The 16,991-nt window shown below is 74.8% G+C and carries 17 protein-coding genes and 3 tRNA genes; 10 read left to right on the top strand and 10 right to left on the bottom strand.

The genetic code is table 11. From position 1 onward, the window contains the following. Window positions 1-140 precede the first annotated feature (140 nt). Window positions 141-1,127 (top strand): UDP-glucose 4-epimerase GalE, encoded by a 987-nt coding sequence (galE, locus tag E4A51_RS06320; RefSeq protein WP_070319296.1) that lies wholly within the window; start codon window positions 141-143, stop codon window positions 1,125-1,127. An 18-nt stretch (window positions 1,128-1,145) separates the two neighbouring features. Here galE and E4A51_RS06325 read toward each other — a convergent pair whose 3' ends face one another. Further along, a complete protein-coding gene (locus tag E4A51_RS06325; protein WP_082739918.1) occupies window positions 1,146-2,051 on the bottom strand; it encodes an LLM class flavin-dependent oxidoreductase in 906 nt (301 codons plus the stop codon). 108 nt (window positions 2,052-2,159) lie between these two features. Between E4A51_RS06325 and E4A51_RS06330 the strand changes: the two genes are divergently transcribed. Both E4A51_RS06330 and E4A51_RS06335 read left to right on the top strand, forming a co-directional pair. Then, the gene (locus E4A51_RS06330; RefSeq protein WP_070319297.1) at window positions 2,160-3,113 is read left to right on the top strand and encodes a LysR family transcriptional regulator; all 954 of its coding nucleotides are present in this window, start codon (window positions 2,160-2,162) and stop codon (window positions 3,111-3,113) included. Window positions 3,114-3,193: 80 nt separating this feature from the next. Next, on the top strand, window positions 3,194-4,330 hold the full coding sequence (locus E4A51_RS06335; RefSeq protein ID WP_070319298.1) for a S1 family peptidase: 1,137 nt from the start codon (window positions 3,194-3,196) through the stop codon (window positions 4,328-4,330). A gap of 66 nt (window positions 4,331-4,396) precedes the next feature. On the opposite strand, the gene E4A51_RS06340 is transcribed toward E4A51_RS06335, so the two are convergent. Then, complete coding sequence (locus tag E4A51_RS06340; RefSeq protein ID WP_046530773.1) at window positions 4,397-4,741, bottom strand: metallopeptidase family protein; 345 nt, start codon at window positions 4,739-4,741, stop codon at window positions 4,397-4,399. 155 nt (window positions 4,742-4,896) lie between these two features. Here E4A51_RS06340 and E4A51_RS06345 point away from each other — a divergent pair. The 6 genes from E4A51_RS06345 (at window position 4,897) to E4A51_RS06370 (ending at window position 6,787) form a co-directional block, all read left to right on the top strand. Beyond that, window positions 4,897-4,969 (top strand) — tRNA-Glu (locus E4A51_RS06345). Between the two features lie 54 nt (window positions 4,970-5,023). Then, window positions 5,024-5,097: transfer RNA gene (locus tag E4A51_RS06350), tRNA-Asp, on the top strand. Window positions 5,098-5,136: 39 nt separating this feature from the next. After that, window positions 5,137-5,209 (top strand) — tRNA-Phe (locus E4A51_RS06355). Between the two features lie 284 nt (window positions 5,210-5,493). Then, window positions 5,494-5,925, top strand: a complete 432-nt coding sequence (locus E4A51_RS06360) for a phage holin family protein (RefSeq protein WP_070319299.1) — start codon at window positions 5,494-5,496, stop codon at window positions 5,923-5,925. A gap of 143 nt (window positions 5,926-6,068) precedes the next feature. Then, on the top strand, window positions 6,069-6,503 hold the full coding sequence (locus tag E4A51_RS06365) for a phage holin family protein (protein WP_070319300.1): 435 nt from the start codon (window positions 6,069-6,071) through the stop codon (window positions 6,501-6,503). After that, the gene (locus tag E4A51_RS06370; protein WP_070319301.1) at window positions 6,500-6,787 is read left to right on the top strand and encodes a DUF3618 domain-containing protein; all 288 of its coding nucleotides are present in this window, start codon (window positions 6,500-6,502) and stop codon (window positions 6,785-6,787) included. Before E4A51_RS06365 ends, E4A51_RS06370 begins: the two co-directional genes overlap by 4 nt. 198 nt (window positions 6,788-6,985) lie before the next feature. On the opposite strand, the gene E4A51_RS06375 is transcribed toward E4A51_RS06370, so the two are convergent. Then, a complete protein-coding gene (locus E4A51_RS06375; protein WP_370297485.1) occupies window positions 6,986-7,267 on the bottom strand; it encodes a BldC family transcriptional regulator in 282 nt (93 codons plus the stop codon). Between the two features lie 645 nt (window positions 7,268-7,912). Between E4A51_RS06375 and E4A51_RS06380 the strand changes: the two genes are divergently transcribed. After that, window positions 7,913-8,125: a DUF3073 domain-containing protein gene (locus E4A51_RS06380; protein ID WP_046529151.1), complete on the top strand. Its 213-nt coding sequence runs from the start codon at window positions 7,913-7,915 to the stop codon at window positions 8,123-8,125. 441 nt (window positions 8,126-8,566) lie between these two features. On the opposite strand, the gene purM is transcribed toward E4A51_RS06380, so the two are convergent. The 7 genes from purM to rsgA all read right to left on the bottom strand — a co-directional run bounded on the left by purM (window position 8,567) and on the right by rsgA (window position 16,961). Then, window positions 8,567-9,688 carry a phosphoribosylformylglycinamidine cyclo-ligase gene (gene purM, locus E4A51_RS06385; protein WP_070319303.1) on the bottom strand — a complete coding sequence of 374 codons (1,122 nt, stop codon included), beginning with the start codon at window positions 9,686-9,688 and terminating at the stop codon, window positions 8,567-8,569. Then, a complete protein-coding gene (gene purF / locus E4A51_RS06390; RefSeq protein WP_046529154.1) occupies window positions 9,685-11,232 on the bottom strand; it encodes an amidophosphoribosyltransferase in 1,548 nt (515 codons plus the stop codon). Before purF ends, purM begins: the two co-directional genes overlap by 4 nt. 88 nt (window positions 11,233-11,320) lie before the next feature. Next, window positions 11,321-11,725, bottom strand: coding sequence for a histidine kinase (locus E4A51_RS06395; RefSeq protein WP_233421084.1), 405 nt, complete (start codon window positions 11,723-11,725; stop codon window positions 11,321-11,323). A 187-nt stretch (window positions 11,726-11,912) separates the two neighbouring features. Further along, the gene (locus tag E4A51_RS06400) at window positions 11,913-12,290 is read right to left on the bottom strand and encodes a sterol carrier family protein (protein WP_046529155.1); all 378 of its coding nucleotides are present in this window, start codon (window positions 12,288-12,290) and stop codon (window positions 11,913-11,915) included. Window positions 12,291-12,629: 339 nt separating this feature from the next. Continuing rightward, a complete protein-coding gene (gene gdhA, locus E4A51_RS06405) occupies window positions 12,630-13,967 on the bottom strand; it encodes an NADP-specific glutamate dehydrogenase (RefSeq protein ID WP_046529156.1) in 1,338 nt (445 codons plus the stop codon). 264 nt (window positions 13,968-14,231) lie between these two features. Further along, on the bottom strand, window positions 14,232-15,596 hold the full coding sequence (locus E4A51_RS06410) for a glycoside hydrolase family 6 protein (RefSeq protein ID WP_134851207.1): 1,365 nt from the start codon (window positions 15,594-15,596) through the stop codon (window positions 14,232-14,234). 258 nt (window positions 15,597-15,854) lie between these two features. Beyond that, the gene (gene rsgA / locus E4A51_RS06415; RefSeq protein ID WP_082131447.1) at window positions 15,855-16,961 is read right to left on the bottom strand and encodes a ribosome small subunit-dependent GTPase A; all 1,107 of its coding nucleotides are present in this window, start codon (window positions 16,959-16,961) and stop codon (window positions 15,855-15,857) included. Window positions 16,962-16,991 lie beyond the last annotated feature (30 nt).

Genomic DNA, 16,991 nt, shown 5'->3' on the forward strand with positions numbered 1-16,991 from the left:
CCCGCCTGCGGAATCCTCAGCGTACTGAGCATCGTCCACGGCGCCACCGGAAGACCGGGAGGATCCGGACGCTCGACGACGATGTCGGAAGTTGTTCGAATCTGTTGCCTTGTGTTCGATCGGGTCGGTATGCTCGCGGCATGACATGGCTGGTGACGGGCGGGGCCGGGTACATCGGGGCGCACGTGGTGCGCGCGTTCCAGGACGCGGTGCGCGACACGGGGGACGCCACGCTCTCCCCCGTCGTGCTCGACGACCTCTCGAGCGGGCACGCCGAGTTCGTGCCCGCGGGCGTGCCGCTCGTGCGCGCGTCCGTCGTCGACACCGCGGCCGTGCGCGCGGCGCTCGTCGAGCACGCCGTCACGGGCGTCGTGCACCTCGCGGGCTTCAAGTACGCCGGCGTCTCCGTGCAGCGACCGCTGCACACGTACGAGCAGAACGTCACCGGCACCGCGCACCTGCTGGCCGCGATGGCCGACGCGGGCGTCGGGCAGATCGTGTTCTCGTCGTCGGCGGCGGTCTACGGCACGCCCGACGTCGACGTCGTCACCGAGACGACCGCCACCGCCCCCGAGTCCCCCTACGGCGAGTCCAAGCTGATCGGCGAGTGGCTGCTGCGCGACCAGGGCGTCGCCACCGGGCTGCGCCACACCTCGCTGCGGTACTTCAACGTCGTCGGCTCGGGCTCCCCCGACCTCCACGACTCGTCCCCGCACAACCTCTTCCCGCTCGTGCTCGACGCGATCACCGCCGGCCGCACGCCCCGCGTGAACGGCGACGACTACCCGACGCCCGACGGCACGTGCGTGCGCGACTACGTGCACGTCGCCGACCTCGCCGTCTCGCACGTCGCGGCCGCCCGTGCGCTCGCCGCCGACCGGCCGCTCGAGCGCGTCTACAACCTCGGCTCGGGCGACGGCCTGTCGGTCGCCCAGATCATGACGACCGTCGCACGGGTCACCGGCGTCGACTTCACGCCCGAGGTCGGGCCGCGCCGGCCGGGCGACCCCGCGCGCATCGTCGCGTCGGGCGAGGCGGCGGCGCGCGACCTCGACTGGGTCATGCGCCACACGCCCGAGCAGATGGTCGCGAGCGCCTGGGACGCGCACCGCCGCGCCCGGGGCTGAGCGGCCCGGACACCCCGGTCAGCGCGGCGCGGGCTCGAGCGCCTGCAGGCGCGGCAGCTCGGCCGCGAGGCGCTCGAGCTCGCGCTCGTCGCCCGCGTAGACGCCCGACGGCCGCGGCCAGTGCAGCACGACGTCGCCGAACCCGAGGGCCGCCGCACGCTCGACGCCCTCGACCGCGAGCGCGGCCGACGTCAACGAGAACCGCGGCGCGCCGTCGAGGCTCAGCCAGCGACCCACGGGGCGCCCGTCCGCGACCTGGTCGAACGCGTCGACCATGCGCGCGAGGCCGCCCCACCAGGACTCCTGCGCGGCCGTCTCGTCGACGCCGTCCCCGACGCCCGTGCCCGGTCCGTACGTCGCCCAGCCCTGCCCGTACCGGGCCGCGAGCGCCATGGTCCGCGGGCCGTTGGCGGCGACGACGAACGGTGTGCGCGGCCGCGCGATCGTGCCGGGCAGCATGCGCGCCGCGTGCGCCTCGTAGAACGCGCCGACGTGCTCGGTCACGGGCTGCGTGAGGAGCGCGTCGAGGACCTCGAGGAACTCGGCGAAGCGGCGCGTGCGCTCGCCGCGGGTCGGCGCAGGGCCGAGCACGCCGGCGTCCCAGCCTTCGCCGCCCGCGCCGACGCCCAGCACGAACCGCCCGCCCGACACGTCGTCGAGCCCCATGACGTCCTTGGCGAAGGGCACGGGGTGGCGGAAGTTCGGCGACGCGACCCACGTGCCGAGCCCGATCCGCTCGGTGACGGCCGCGGCCGCGGCGAGCAGCGGGACCGTCGCGAACCACGGCTCGTCGGCGAGGTCGCGCCACGCGAGGTGGTCGTACGTCCACGCGTGGTCGAAGCCCATCTGCTCGACGCGCCGCCAGCGCTCGCGCTGCACGGACCACCGCTCCTGCGGCAGCAGGACCACCCCGACTCGCACCATGCGGCCACGCTAGCCGGGCCGCGGCACGCTCCGTGGTGTCACGGTCACCGACCCCGGCATGACAGCCGCCCGTGACAGACGCCGTCACGCGCCCGTAGGCTCGGGCGCATGGACCTCGAGGTCCGGCACCTGCGCACCGTCGCCACGGTCGCCTCCCTCGGCAGCATCACGAAGGCCGCCGCGGCGCTCGGGATCGCGCAGCCGGCACTGAGCGCTCAGCTCTCCCGCATCGACCGCGCGCTCGGCGGACCCGTCTTCGTGCGGGACCACCGCGGCGTGCGCCCGACCCCCCTGGGCATGCTCGTGCTCGACCGCGCGAGCACGCTGCTGCCGGCGGTCGACGCGCTCCTGCAGGACGCACGACGCGTCGCGTCGGGCGACCCGGCGCCGACGCTGCGCGTGACGTCCGCGGGCTCGGCGCTCGCGGGCCGGTTCGTCGCGCGGCTCGCGCGCGGGGGTGCGACGCCGCCGACGCTGCGCGCGGCAGGAGAGTGCTGCCGCGCCGCCGACGAGCTCTCCGCCGGCGCGCACGACGTGGTGCTGGCCGGGATGTGCGGGGACGCGCTGCCGCCGGGGACGCCGGGCGTGCACTGGCGGCTGGTCGGGACGGACGCGGTGCACGTGCTCGTGCGCGACGACCACGCGTGCGGCGACGAGGCGGACCTCGCCGAGCTCGCGGGCGAGCGCTGGGTCAAGGGCGCCGGTGACAGCTGCTTCGCGGCGTGCTTCCTGCGGGCGTGCGCACGGGCGGGCTTCGCGCCGCCGACGCCGAGCGAGTGCGACCGTGCGACGGGTCTCGAGCTCGTGCGCGCCGGGGCCGCGGTGGCCCTCGCGCAGCCCTTCGGCGCCCTGCCGCAGGGGGTCCGCCCGGTCGCGCTGCGGGGCGCGCCGTTGACGTGGTCGACGTGGCTGGGCGTGCACGACGACGCCCCCGAGGGTCTGCGCACGCGTCTGCTGGCGGCGGCACGGGACGCGCGTCGCGACGAGCTGGCGGGCCTCGCCGCGCGTCGTCGCGACGGCTCCGAGACGGCTGCCGGGCGCGACGCACGCCCGGCGGTATGACCCAAGAGTGATGTCCGCCTCGACGGGAGTCACTGCCTAGTGTGACTGTCACGGTCACCACCGACTCGAGAGGCAGCCCCATGAGCACACCCGCACGCACCCGCCGCGCCGCGGCGGTCGGCGCCGCCGCGCTGGCACTCCTCCTCGCCCCGCTGGTCGCACCCGCGACGGCCGCGCCGCAACCGGGCGCGGCCCCCTCCGCCGACCTGCCCGCGGGCATGGTCGACGCGCTCGAGCGGGACCTCGGCGTCCCGCGGGCCGAGGCGTCGCAGCGCCTGTCGTTCCAGGCCGACGCCGCCACCAAGGTCCGCACGCTCACGCAGGCGCTCGGCACGTCGTACGCCGGCTCGTGGGTCGACCCCGCCGCCGGCACCGTGCACGTCGCCACGACCACGCCCGACAAGGTGCGCGGCCCCATGGCGTCCGGCGTCACCACCGTCGCCGTGGACCGCACGCTCGCCGACCTCGAGGGGCTCGGCGCACGCCTCGACGCCGCCGGCCTGCCCGCCGACGTCGCGACCTGGTACGTCGACGTCACCACCAACAAGGTCGTCGTCGAGGCCGTGGGCGCGTCCACCGACGCGGCGGCCGGGCTCGTCGCCGCGGCGGGCGTCCCCGCCGACGCCGTCACCCTCACCACCTCGCCCGACGCGCCGTCGACGTTCGCCGACGTCATCGGCGGCAACGCGTACTACATCAACCAGACGTCGCGCTGCTCGGTCGGGTTCGCCGTGCAGGGCGGCTTCGTCACCGCGGGGCACTGCGGACGCACGGGCGCGACGACCACGTCGCCCAGCGGCACGTTCCGCGGCTCGTCGTTCCCGGGCAACGACTACGCGTGGGTCCAGGTCGGGTCGGGCGACACCCCCCGCGGCCTGGTCAACAACTACGCGGGCGGCACCGTGCGGGTCACCGGGTCGCAGCAGGCCGCGGTCGGCGCGTACGTCTGCCGGTCGGGCAGCACGACGGGCTGGCGCTGCGGCACCGTGCAGGCCTACAACGCGTCGGTCCGCTACGCCGAGGGCACCGTCTCGGGCCTCATCCGCACCAACGTCTGCGCCGAGCGCGGCGACTCGGGCGGCTCGCTCGTCGCGGGCACGCAGGCCCAGGGCGTCACGTCGGGCGGGTCGGGCAGCTGCAGCACCGGCGGGACGACGTATTTCCAGCCGGTCAACGAGATCCTCCAGGCGTACGGCCTGCGGCTGCTCACCAGCTGACGGACGCGCGCGGGCGGGGGCGGTCGTGGAGGGCGACCGCCCCCGCCCCCTCACGTGCGGCGCGGCTCAGCCCCAGCCGAGCGCGTGCAGCCGGTCGTCGTCGATCCCGAAGTGGTGCGCGACCTCGTGCACCACCGTGATCGCAACCTCCTCGACGACCTCGTCACGGTCCTCGCAGATCGCGAGCGTCGGGTTGCGGTAGACGAAGATCCGGTCCGGCAGCGACCCCGCGGCCCAGAACTCGCCGCGCTCGGTGAGCGGGGTGCCCTCGTAGAGACCGAGCAGGTCGGGGTCGTCGGCCGGGGCGTCGTCCTCGACGAGCACGACGACGTTGTCCATCATCGCGGCGAGCTCCTCCGGGATCTCGTCCAGCGCGTCGCGCACCGCGTCCTCGAACTCCTCGCGCGTCATCTCGACCACGGGCTCATCCTGCCTGGTCACGCGCGCGCCGGCAGGGCGCGAGCACGTCCGCGACGGGCGGCGCGGGGATCGTTTTGGCGATCGGCCGCAGACCCCGTATGGTTATCACCGGTCTTCCGACGCCTCGACGTCCGGGGCGGACACCCGCCCTCATCGTCTAGCGGCCTAGGACCCCGCCCTTTCACGGCGGTAGCACGGGTTCGAATCCCGTTGGGGGTACGAGCAGTGCAGCAGGATCAGCAGGAAGCTTCACGACGGCCTCGGTCGTCACGAGGCCCCGTAGCGCAGTTGGTTAGCGCGCCGCCCTGTCACGGCGGAGGTCGCGGGTTCAAGTCCCGTCGGGGTCGCTGCGAGGGCCGACCGAGAGGTCGGCTCCCTCGTATCGAGGCTCTGTAGCTCAGTTGGTAGAGCGTTCGACTGAAAATCGAAAGGTCACCGGATCGACGCCGGTCGGAGCCACACCACACCGAAGACCCCCGGGCGGACGCCCGGGGGTCTTCGCGTCTCTCCGCGCACCTCGCCGCCGGGAGTCGACGCCGCGCCGCGGGTCCGCCGCCCGCCCCGCTCGACACCCCGAGCGCCCCCGCCGCCCCGCCCCGCCGCACGGGACGCCGTCCTGAGCGGCAGCACGCACCACCCGGCACCTCACCCGCCCGCCGCCGTGCTCGGGCCCATCGTCCCGACCGCGCGCGCCACCTGCGCGCCTAGCGTGGGATCACAGGCCCACCGACCGAGGACACCCCGTGACCGCCACGAGCGAGCGACCCCGCACACGACTCTTCGACCGCATCACCGACCCGTTCTCCGAGCGCACGCGCGACAGGATCGTCCGCGCCGAGGACAAGGTCCGCGCCGCCGTCCAGCACGAGCTCGACGCCGTGAGCCGCAGCGTGCGGACGCGCGCGGTGCAGATCCGCCCGTCAGCCATCGCGTTCGCGGCGGCCGCCCTGCTGACGGCGCTGGGCGTCGCGCTGCTCGCGTTCGCGGGCGTCGTGGCGCTGGCCCAGGTGGTGCCGCTGTGGCTGTCCGCGCTGCTGGTCGGGGCCGCGCTGGTGCTGCTCGCGGCCGGCGCCGCCGCGTGGGGCCGTGCGATGCTGCCCGCCGGCCCCAGCCTCATCCCCGTGCCGCCGAGCACCCACCCGGCCGAGGAGCAGGTGCACCCCTGGGCCGACTGAGCCCCGCCCGACCCCCCGCGTGCGCCCCGCCCGCGGGCCGCACGGCACGCCGGCACGCGGGCTGGCCTCGCGCGAAGCCGGGCGGACCAGCAGACTGAAGACCTTCGGCAGCACCCGTCCCCGCAGGTGAGGAAGGTCCTCGAATGGCAACGCACTCCGGATGGGCGACCGACGCCCGCCCCGACGAGCCCCAGGACCCCCGGTCGCTGGGTCAGCTCGTCGCCGACCTCAGCGAGCAGGCGGCACGCCTGGTGCGGGCCGAGATCGACCTCGCCAAGGCGGAGCTCGCGTCGAAGGCCAAGCAGGTCGGCATCGGCGCGGGCCTGCTCGTGGGCGCGGGCGTGCTCGGCCTGTACACGCTGTCGGCGTTCATCGCGACGGCCATCATCGGCCTCGCGAACGCCGTCCCGGCGTGGCTCGCCGCGCTCATCGTGTCGGTCGTGCTGCTCCTGGTCACGGCCGTGCTCGCGCTGCTCGGCGTGCGCCACCTCAAGCAGGGCACGCCGCCCGTGCCGGACCGTGCGATCGAGAACGTCCAGCAGGACGTCGAGGCCGTCAAGAAGGGGTTCCAGCAGTGAGCACCGAGGACACGACGCCCACCCCGCACATCGCCGCGCTCGAGGCCGAGGTCACGCTGTCGCGCGAGCAGCTGGCCGCGACGGTCGACGCGCTGGTCGACCGCGTCCACCCTGCACGGCAGGCCGAGCGCGCCAAGGCCCGCGGCCGCCGCCTGTGGTTCGACGCCACCGACCCCGCGGCGCTCCCCGAGGACCGGGACCACGCACGGAAGGTGCTCGTGGTCGCCGGCGTCGTGGTCGCGCTCGTGGTGGCCGGGGTCGTGCGCAAGGTCGTCCGCGACTGACGCACGCTCGACGACGGGCGCCCGCCGGCACGACGACGGCCGCGTCCCGGCCCTCGGTGGATCCGCGGGTCGGGACGCGGCCGTCGCGCTGCCTGCTGTCCCGGCGGGCGCCTACGGCGTCCGCAGGACGCCCGCCGTCCGCACGCACTCCCCCACGGTGCGCGTCGGCCCGGACGGGCGTCTGGTGGTGCTGCGCCCTCAGGCGTCGGTGCCGCGAGGCTGCGGCACGCCGTTGAGCAGGTCCCGCACCTCGGACTCGCGGTAGCGGCGGTGGCCGCCGAGGGTGCGGATGGACGACAGCTTGCCGGACTTGGCCCAGCGCGTGACCGTCTTGGGGTCGACTCGGAAGAGCGTCGCGACCTCGGACGGTGTCAAGAGGGCCTCGGTCTCTGACGAGTGGGTGGACACGGTTCTACCTCCTTGCTCGTGACCCGGCGATGGAGCTTCAGGCCGGATCCGGGACTGCCCGGTCGGGCACATCGGTCGTCACACGAATCTGACACATCGGGCACTCCGGGACACCTCGGCTTCGTCCGGGAGGCCGGTGAGACGAGCTCCTCGACCGCCCCGGGCGTCGCCACGTCGCTGGAGCGCCGTCCGTGGCACGACCCTAAACCCCCGCGAACCCGGACACATCTGGGCGACCTCCGCCACCCGAATCGCCCGTTCGTGTGACGTCCGTCTCGGCGACGAGGGCGCCCGCGGAGCACCAGGCACGAGCCGCAGCGTGCTGACCAGCGTGAACATCACCCTCCCACGACCCAACCATGAGTTCGGAGAGCGAACGCGGCCGTCACGGGCCACACGAGGGGCCCAACGAGGGGGTGAATGTGATGTACCTCACAGTCAGGACGTCCGCATTGTGGTATCTGGGGGGTCGAAGTCCGGACCTGACGGGTGAGATGTCGGGCGCGCGAGTCACAGCGGGCGACGCACCGGCGTCACGGCCGTCCTGAACGCCCGACCAGCACGAGGTGCGATCGTGGCCGACCCCACCCGCGCGCAGGTGGTCGGAATGGATGACGACCATGTACCGTTGCCACACGAAGAGACTGATACAGCACCCCGGGGCCGCACGTGTGAGCACGGAGCCGCCCCGCTTCCACGTTAGAGGGGGTCGATGCCATGGGGCGCGGCCGTCAGAAGGCAAAGCAGACGAAGGTCGCTCGGGAGCTGAAGTACTTCAGCCCCGACACGAACTACCGGGCTCTCGAGCAGGAGCTCTCGTCTCGCCGCCACAACGACGTCGTCACGGACAGCCGCCGCAGCGCGGTGGACACGGACGACAGCGAGCCCGCCGGCTGGGACCGCTGGCCCTCGGAGGACGACGAGCGCTGACCGCGTTCGGGTCGTACGGGTGCGGTTCCCCTCGGCACCCGTCGGCTTCTCTCGTCCGACGCTGACGTGTGAGCACACCGTCGACGGTCGTCGTGCGTCGAGCACGCGCCGAGTCGACGACGGAGGTGCTGTCGTCGTGCGCTCGTCGGCGCCGCCTCGTCGAGGCGGCGCCGACCTGCACCCGGCGTCCGTCGTCGACCGTTCGAACGCCCCGACCCGGCCGCCAGCCCGCCGCGCGGTGCGTCCCGCGCCGCCGTCCGGTCGCGCACGGCGTGCGGCGCGCGTCCGACCGTGCCGCGACGTCGGGGCCGCTCCGCCGACCCCGCTCGCGAAGGCTGCCGTCACCGGCCCGGCGAGCGCCCGCATCGCGGCGCCAGCGCCGTCGGACGCGGAGCGCGAGCCGACGGCGACGCGGAGCCCGCGCCGGGGTCGCCGTGCCGGTCAGACGGTGCGGTAGGTGCCGTGCATCCGCACCGCACCACCCTGCACACCCTTGGTGCCGGCGACCACGTCGATGGCGGTCGCGTCCTCGTCGCGCCACGCACGGACCGAGCCGAGCACCCACGCGGGCATGCCGAGCTCGCGCGCCGCGCGCTGCACGTCGTCCGCGACGTCGGCCGCGACGACCGCCACCATGCCGACGCCCAGGTTCAGCGTGCCCTCGAGGTCGCCCCACGGCACCTGCCCGAGCCCCTGCACCAGCGAGAACACCGGCGGCAGCACCCACGAGGCGCGGTCCACGTCCGCGACGAGACCCGCCGGGAGGACGCGCGCGACGTTCGCCGCGAGCCCACCGCCGGTGACGTGCGAGAACACGTGCACGCCCGCCACGCCGAACCGCTCGACGAGCGCGAGGCAGTCGGACGCGTAGACGCGCGTCGGCTCGAGCAGCTCGGCGCCCAGCGTGCGCCCGAGCTCGTCCACGTGCCGGTCCAGGCCCCAGCCCGCCACCTGCACGACGCGGCGCACCAGCGAGTAGCCGTTGGAGTGCAGGCCCGACGACCCGAGCGCGACCAGCACGTCACCCTCGCGCACGCGCTCGGGCCCCAGCAGCTCGTCGGCCTCGACCGCGCCCGTCGCGGCGCCCGCGACGTCGTACTCGTCGGGGCCGAGCAGCCCCGGGTGCTCGGCGGTCTCGCCGCCGACCAGCGCGGTGCCCGCGACCGAGCAGGCAGCCGCGATGCCGCGCACGACGTCGGCGATGCGCTCCGGCACGACCTTGCCGCACGCGATGTAGTCGGTCATGAACAGCGGCCGTGCGCCCACCACGACGATGTCGTCCACGACCATGCCGACCAGGTCGAACCCGATCGTGTCGTGCACGTCCATGGCCTGGGCGATCGCGACCTTCGTGCCCACGCCGTCGGTGGACGTCGCGAGCAGCGGCCGGCGGAACGCCGTCAGCGCGGACGCGTCGTACAGCCCGGCGAACCCGCCGACGCCGCCCAGCACCTGCGGGCCGTGCGTCGCGCGCACCGCGTCCTTCATGAGCTCGACGGCCTTGTCGCCGGCTTCCGTGTCGACACCGGCCGACGCGTACGTCACCGGCTGCGGGGCGCTCACGGGTGCTCCAGCGCGGACGCGCCACCGGACGTCGGGACGATCGACAGCAGGCCGTCCTCGGGCTGGCCGAGCGGCAGCTCGTTCTGCTCGAGCAGGTGCTTGCCGAGCTGCTCGCTCGGCGGCAGCTCGATGGGGTACACGCCGCTGAAGCAGGCCGTGCACAGCTGCGACGCGGGCTGCTCGGTCGCAGCGATCATGCCGTCCTCCGACAGGTATCCGAGCGAGTCGGCGCCGAGCGACTGCGCGATCTCGCGCACCCCCAGGCCGTTCGCGATGAGCTCGGCGCGCGACGCGAAGTCGATGCCGTAGAAGCACGGCCACTTCACCGGCGGTGCCGTGATGCGGATGTGGACCTCGGCCGCGCCGGCCTCGCGCAGCATCCGCACGAGCGCGCGCTGCGTGTTGCCGCGCACGATCGTGTCGTCGACGACCACGAGGCGCTTGCCGCGGATGACGTCCTTCAGGGGGTTGAGCTTGAGGCGGATCCCCAGCTGGCGCAGCGTCTGCGACGGCTGGATGAAGGTGCGACCGACGTACGCGTTCTTCGTCAGGCCCTGCCCGAACGTGATGCCGGACTCCGCGGCGTACCCGACGGCGGCGGGCGTGCCGGACTCGGGCACGGGGATCACGAGGTCGGCCTCGACCGGGTGCTCGACGGCCAGGCGGCGCCCCATCGCGACGCGCGCCGCGTGCACCGACCGCCCCTTGATCGCGGTGTCGGGGCGCGCGAGGTACACGTACTCGAACACGCAGCCCGCGCGGTCGACGGGCGCGAACCGCGTCGAGCGCAGACCGTCGGAGTCGATCGCGATGAACTCGCCGGGCTCGACCTCGCGCACGTACGACGCACCGACGATGTCGAGCGCGGGCGTCTCGGAGGCGACCACCCAGCCGCGCTCGGTCCGGCCGAGGACCAGCGGTCGCACGCCCTGCGGGTCGCGCGCCGCGTAGAGCGTGCGCTCGTCCATGAACACGAGGCAGAACGCGCCGCGCAGGCGCGGCAGCACCTCGAGCGCCGTGGCCTCGAGCGTGTGGTCCGGGTCGCCGGCGAGCAGCGCCGTGATGAGCGCCGTGTCGGTCGTGTTGCCGCGCGCGAGCTCGCCGCGCCGCTGGCTGCCGTACCGCTCGGCGACGAGGTCGACGAGCTCGGCGGTGTTGGTGAGGTTGCCGTTGTGGCCGAGCGCCACCGTACCGGCGGCCGTCGGGCCGAGCGTCGGCTGCGCGTTCTCCCACGTCGACCCGCCGGTCGTCGAGTAGCGCGTGTGCCCGATCGCGATGTGCCCCTGCAGGGCGTTCAGCGCGGTCTCGTCGAACACCTGGGAGACCAGTCCCATGTCCTTGTAGACGAGGAGCTGGGAACCGTTCGACGTCGCGATGCCAGCCGACTCCTGACCCCGGTGCTGGAGCGCGTAGAGCCCGAAGTAGGTGAGTTTCGCGACCTCCTCACCGGGAGCCCAGACGCCGAAGACCCCGCAGGCGTCCTGCGGGCCTTTCTCGCCGGGTAGAAGGTCGTGGTTGAGACGTCCGTCTGCGCGGGGGGCCACGGGACCATGGTCGCACACCCCGCAGGGGGCGGGTCCACCCGGTCCGCGAGGCGTCGCACCCACCGCGCTCGGGGTGCGTCCTCCCAGGTCAGGGCCGCACGGAACGCTGCGCGCGGCGCGCGCTGCGACGGTCGACGAACGCCGCGACGCCACCGCCGGCGAAGCAGCCCACGACCGCGCCGGTCAGCGCGAGCAGCCAGCGCACGCCGTTCTGACCGCCGAGGAACGGCAGCACGCCGCCGTCGTCGGACGCCACCCCGCTGCTGCCCGCGGTCGCGAACGCGACGACCAGCGCGACGACGACGCCCACGAGGGCACCGGTCACCATGAACGCGCGGTACCGCGGGGCACGCCGCACGGTCGCGGGCGTCGCGATGCGCTCGAGCTCGGCCTCGGACGGCACGTCACCGGGCACGTCGGGGCGCGCGACGTCACCGGGCACGCCGTCGGTCTCGTCGGGGCGCGCGTCGTCGGGGCGGGGGGCGTCGGGCACCCACCGATCCTAGGTCAGCCCCTCCGGCGGCCCCGCCTCACCAGCGACGGACACCGTCCCGACGCGACGGACACGTGCACGCCCCTGTCCGTCGGTCCGCGAGCCTGTCCGTCGGCGGGGAGAGGGCGAAGAGGTGGCACGCGGGCGGCGGTGGGCCGGGGCGGTAGAGCGGGTGCGGGGCGGACGGTCAGCGGGGGCGGGCGGCCTGCAGCGGCAGGAGCCCGGCGAGGTCGGCGCGCTCGCCCGACGCCTGCACGCGACCCGAGGCCAGGGCGTCGTCCCAGGTGAGGTCGCCGGTGACGAGCCGCAGCCACGTGACGGGGTCGGTCTCGACGACGTTGGGCGGCGTGCCGCGCGTGTGCCGGGGGCCCTCGACGGCCTGCACGGCGCCGTCGGGCGGCACGCGCACCTCGACCGAGTTCCCCGGCGCGACGTCGGCGAGCTCCTCGAGCGCGAACCGCACGGCCGTGCGGCGCGTCGCGAGCGGCACGCCGTCGGGGTCGGCGCGCCACGCCTGCAGCGCGGCGCGGCCGTCGGCGGGGTCGGTACGTCGGCGGGGCGGCACGCCCCCATCCTCCCCCACACGGCACGGCGGATGCCGCGCGCTGCGACACGGTGATCGGTCGCCCCGCGGCACCTCCGCGACGACCGATGACGGGCTCACCCGCCGGAGCCCGCCACCCCCGCGCCCACCCCGCGACCCGTCGCGCACCCGACAGCCGCCGCACGACCGATCACGGGCTCACATGAGGACGGCCCATGCCGCGATCCGTCGCGCAGACGCGCGCCGACCGACGACGACCCCGTGAACGGTCGCGTGCCGGAGCCGGCGGGCGCGACCGATCACGGGGGCGTCGGGCGGACGGGCCGGCCGGGGCCGGACGGGTCAGACGGGTCAGAGGCGTCAGACGACGCCGAGGGCGAGCATCGCGTCGGCGACCTTGGTGAAGCCCGCGATGTTGGCGCCGAGCACGTAGTTGCCGGGGTGGCCGTACTCCTCGGCGGTCTCGGCGCAGCGGTCGTGGATGCGCGCCATGATGCCGGCGAGCCGCTCCTCGGTGTGCTCGAACGACCACGAGTCGCGCGTCGCGTTCTGCTGCATCTCGAGCGCGGACGTCGCGACGCCACCGGCGTTGGCCGCCTTGCCGGGCGCGTAGAGCACGCCCGCGTCCTGCAGGAGCGCGACGGCCTCGGGCGTCGTGGGCATGTTGGCGCCCTCGGCGACCGCGAGCAGACCCGCGTCGACCATGCGCTTGGCGTCCCGCTCGTCGAGCTCGTTCTGCGTCGCGCACGGCAGCGCGACCTGCGCGTCGACCTGCCACACGCGCGCGTCGGCGACGTAGTGCGCACCGGGGCGGCTGTCGACGTACGCCGAGACGGGCTTGCGCTCGACGTCGCGCACCTGGCGCAGGACGTCGAGGTCGATGCCCTTCTCGTCGACGACGTAGCCGCGCGAGTCGGAGCACGCGACGACGTGCGCGCCGAGCGCCTGCGCCTTCTCGATCGCGTGGATCGCGACGTTGCCCGACCCGGAGACGACCACGCGCATGCCGTCGAACGACAGGCCGCGTGTCGCGAGCATGCGCTCGGCGAACAGCACGGTGCCGTACCCGGTGGCCTCGGTGCGGACGAGCGAGCCGCCCCACGTGACGCCCTTGCCGGTGATGACGCCCGACTCGTAGCGGTTGGTGATGCGCTTGTACTGGCCGAACAGGTAGCCGATCTCGCGGCCGCCGACGCCGATGTCGCCCGCGGGCACGTCGGTGTGCTCGCCGATGTGCCGGTACAGCTCGGTCATGAACGACTGGCAGAACCGCATGACCTCGCCGTTGGACCGGCCGCGCGGGTCGAAGTCGGACCCGCCCTTGCCACCGCCGATGGGCATGTCGGTGAGCGAGTTCTTGAAGACCTGCTCGAAGCCCAGGAACTTGACGATGCCGAGGTACACCGACGGGTGGAACCGCAGGCCGCCCTTGTACGGGCCGAGCGCGGAGTTGAACTCGACGCGGAAGCCGCGGTTGATGCGCACGTGCCCCGAGTCGTCGACCCACGGCACGCGGAAGATGATCTGCCGCTCGGGCTCGCACAGGCGCTCGAGCACCGCGGCGTCGACGTAGTGCGGGTTCCGGTCCAGCACGGGACCCAGGCTCTCGAACACCTCGGTGACCGCCTGGTGGAACTCGCGCTCGCCGGGGTTCCGGGCGAGCACCTGCTCGAGGGCGTGCTGCAGCTGCAGCTTCATGTCGACTCCGCTCTGCTCAGCGAGGATCGGGAAACTGGTCGAGCCTAGAGCCGCACGTCCGTCTCCTGGACAGGACGTCCGGTCCGTGGTCGTCCGGGTTTCGCGCGAGCGTACGCCGGGGGTGCTCTCGCGGGTCCGTGCGCCGACGCGACGAGGCCGCGGGCACCCGGTGCGGGGTGCCCGCGGCCTCGTCCCGCCGCACGGCGGGCGGTGCTGCGCCGGTGCGGGTGGTGCGGCGACGCGAGCGTCACCGCACCACCGCGGTCACCACTTCGCGTTGCGCGCGAGCTCGAGCGCGATCTCCTGCCACCAGGCACCGGCCGACGGGCCGCCGTTGCACGTGCCGTCGGACTCGCCGGGGCGCTTGATCCACAGCAGCGCGTCGAGGCCGGAGCCGTCGTTCACCGCGACGGGCTTGTCACCCAGCGCGCGGCCGCGCGGGTTGCACCACTCGCTGCCGCTCGCGCCGTTGCCGTTGCGCGAGGTGTCGATGACGAACCGCTTGCCGCCCGTGAGCCGCGAGATCTCCTGGCCGTAGGCCTTGGCCTCGGCGGTGGTGCGGTAGTTGGAGACGTTGAGCGAGAACCCGACGGCGTCGCTGAAGCCGACGCGGTTGAGGCGGTTGGCGGCCTCCGACGCCGAGAGCCACGCCGAGTTGCCGGCGTCGATGTACACGCGGGCACCCTTGGCGGTCAGGGACTTCGCGGCGTACTGCAGGAAGCCGACGCGGTCGCCCTGGCCGGCGCAGTCGCCGAGCTGCGCGAGCGCGTCGGGCTCCAGGACGACCCACGGGTTGCCCTGGATGCCGGCCGCGACGGTGTCGACCCAGCGCGCGTACTCGGAGGTCGCGACGCCGCCACCGGAGTACGAGCCGCAGTCGCGCCCGGGGATCGCGTAGACGACGATCTGCGCGGTCTTGCCGGCCGTGCGGGCGCGGCCGGTGTAGTCGCGGACCGTCGCCTGCGTCTCGGCGGCGCTCGCCCAGTCGCCGATCCACAGCGCCTGCGGCGTGAGGGCGATCTTGGCGAGCAGGTTCTTGTCGTTGCCGGACGCGGCCTGCCACGCGGCGTAGGCGGCGGTCTCGGGGTCGACGTAGAACTGGCTGCTCGACACCGGCGGCGTGGTCGGCTGGGTCGTCGGCTGCGTGGTGGGCTGGGTCGTGGGCTGCGTCGTCGGCTGCGTCGTCGGCTGCGTGACGCCACCGGTGCACGTCGTGCCGTTGAGCGTGAACGACGCGGGCACGCCGTTGCTGCCGCTCCACGAGCCGTTGAAGCCGAACTGCGCCGAGGCGCCGGTGCCGAGGCTGCCGTTCCACCCGACGTTCTTGGCGGAGACCTGCGAGCCGATGGTCGAGACGGTGGCGTTCCACGCCTGCTGGACGCTCTGGCCGTTCGGGAAGGTCCAGCGCAGGTCCCACGACGACACGGGGTCGCCGAGGTTGGTGGCGGTGACGGTGGCGCCGAACCCGCCGGACCACTGGCTCGACACGGCGTAGTCGACGCGGCAGCCGGCCGCGGCCTGCGCGGCGGTCGCCGTGAGCGCGCTGAGGCCGGCGGTCGCGACCGCCGCGGCGGCGGTGGCCGCGACGACCGTGCGCCGCAGGCGCGACACGTTCGATCGGGGGGACATGGGCTCTCCTCGGGTGGGTCGACGTGGGGTGCGCACCGGTGCGGCACGGCCGCGGCCGGCACCCCCGGGACGGGCGTCGTCGTCGACGCGCCTGCCCGGGCGACCTGTCGATCACACCCGAGGCGGGTGAGGGATGGCGAGCGCTGCGGGGTCTCCTAATCGTTTCGGCATCGCGACTCGGTGCCGTCGAACCGGTTCGCCGACCGGCAGCGCTCCCAGCGCCCCGACCTGCGCCTCCACGTCCGTCAGGGCCCGACGTCAGCCGCGCGCTCCCCGCGGGCCGCGCACGTGCCGGTGGTACTCGCGCGTGGCCTGCTTGCGCCGCTCGCGCTCCTGCGCCGCGAGCCGCGCGTCCGCCCGGCGGGCCTGGTGCGCCGCCTCCGCGAGCAGGTGCCGCCAGCTCGTCAGCCGACGCTCGCTCAGCTCGCCGTCGGCCACCGCGGCGCGCACCGCGCAGCCCGGCTCCGTCTCGTGCGCGCAGTCGCGGAACCGGCACGCCGCCGCGAGCGCGGCGACGTCGGCGAACGCCGCGTCGATCGCGTCGGGCTCGGCGACCAGACCGACGCCACGGACGCCGGGCGTGTCGATGAGGACGGCGCCGCCGGGCAGCGGCACGAGCTCGCGGTGCGTCGTGGTGTGCCGCCCACGGCCGTCCGCGCGCGCCTCGCCCGTCGCCATCACGTCACGACCCACGACCGCGTTGACCAGCGTCGACTTGCCCGCGCCCGACGGCCCCACCACCACGAGCGCGACCCCCGGCTCGAGCAGGTCGCGCACCGCGTCGAGCCCGCGCCCGGTCACGACGCTCACGACGTGCACGTCGACGCCCACCGCCAGCTCGGCGACCTGCGCGGCCATGCCGTCCGGGTCCGGCACGAGGTCCGCCTTGGTGAGGACCACGACCGGGCGGGCGCCCGAGCGCCACGCGAGCGTCAGCAGCCGCTCGACGCGCCCCGGCGCCGGGTCGGGGTCGAGGTGCTCGACGACCAGCACGACGTCGACGTTCGCCGCCACGACCTGCTCGAGCGACGTGCGTCCCGCGGAGTCCCGCACGAGCGCCGTGCGCCGCTCGTGCAGCGCGACGACGCGCGGCTCCCCTCCCGTGACGTCGACCTCCTCGACGTCGACCACGTCGCCCACCGCGGGCGGCACGGGCGTGCCGTCGGGCAGCGGCACGAGACCGTCACGGGGCAGGGCCGCGCGCCGCGGCTCGGCCGTGAGGTCGTCGGCGGGCACGACCCGCACCGCACCCCGGTCCACCCGCACGACGCGGGCGCGCGACGGCCCGCCGTCGGCGGCGGCCGACGGCGCGACGGACGGTGCGTGCTCGGACGCGGCGGCGTCGGACGCGGTGGGGTCGGGCATGGCCGCGACGGTAGGCCGCTCGCCCCGCGC

This window comes from Cellulomonas sp. HD19AZ1 (genome assembly GCF_004535805.1).
In the GTDB taxonomy this organism is placed as follows: Bacteria; Actinomycetota; Actinomycetes; order Actinomycetales; family Cellulomonadaceae; genus Cellulomonas; species Cellulomonas iranensis.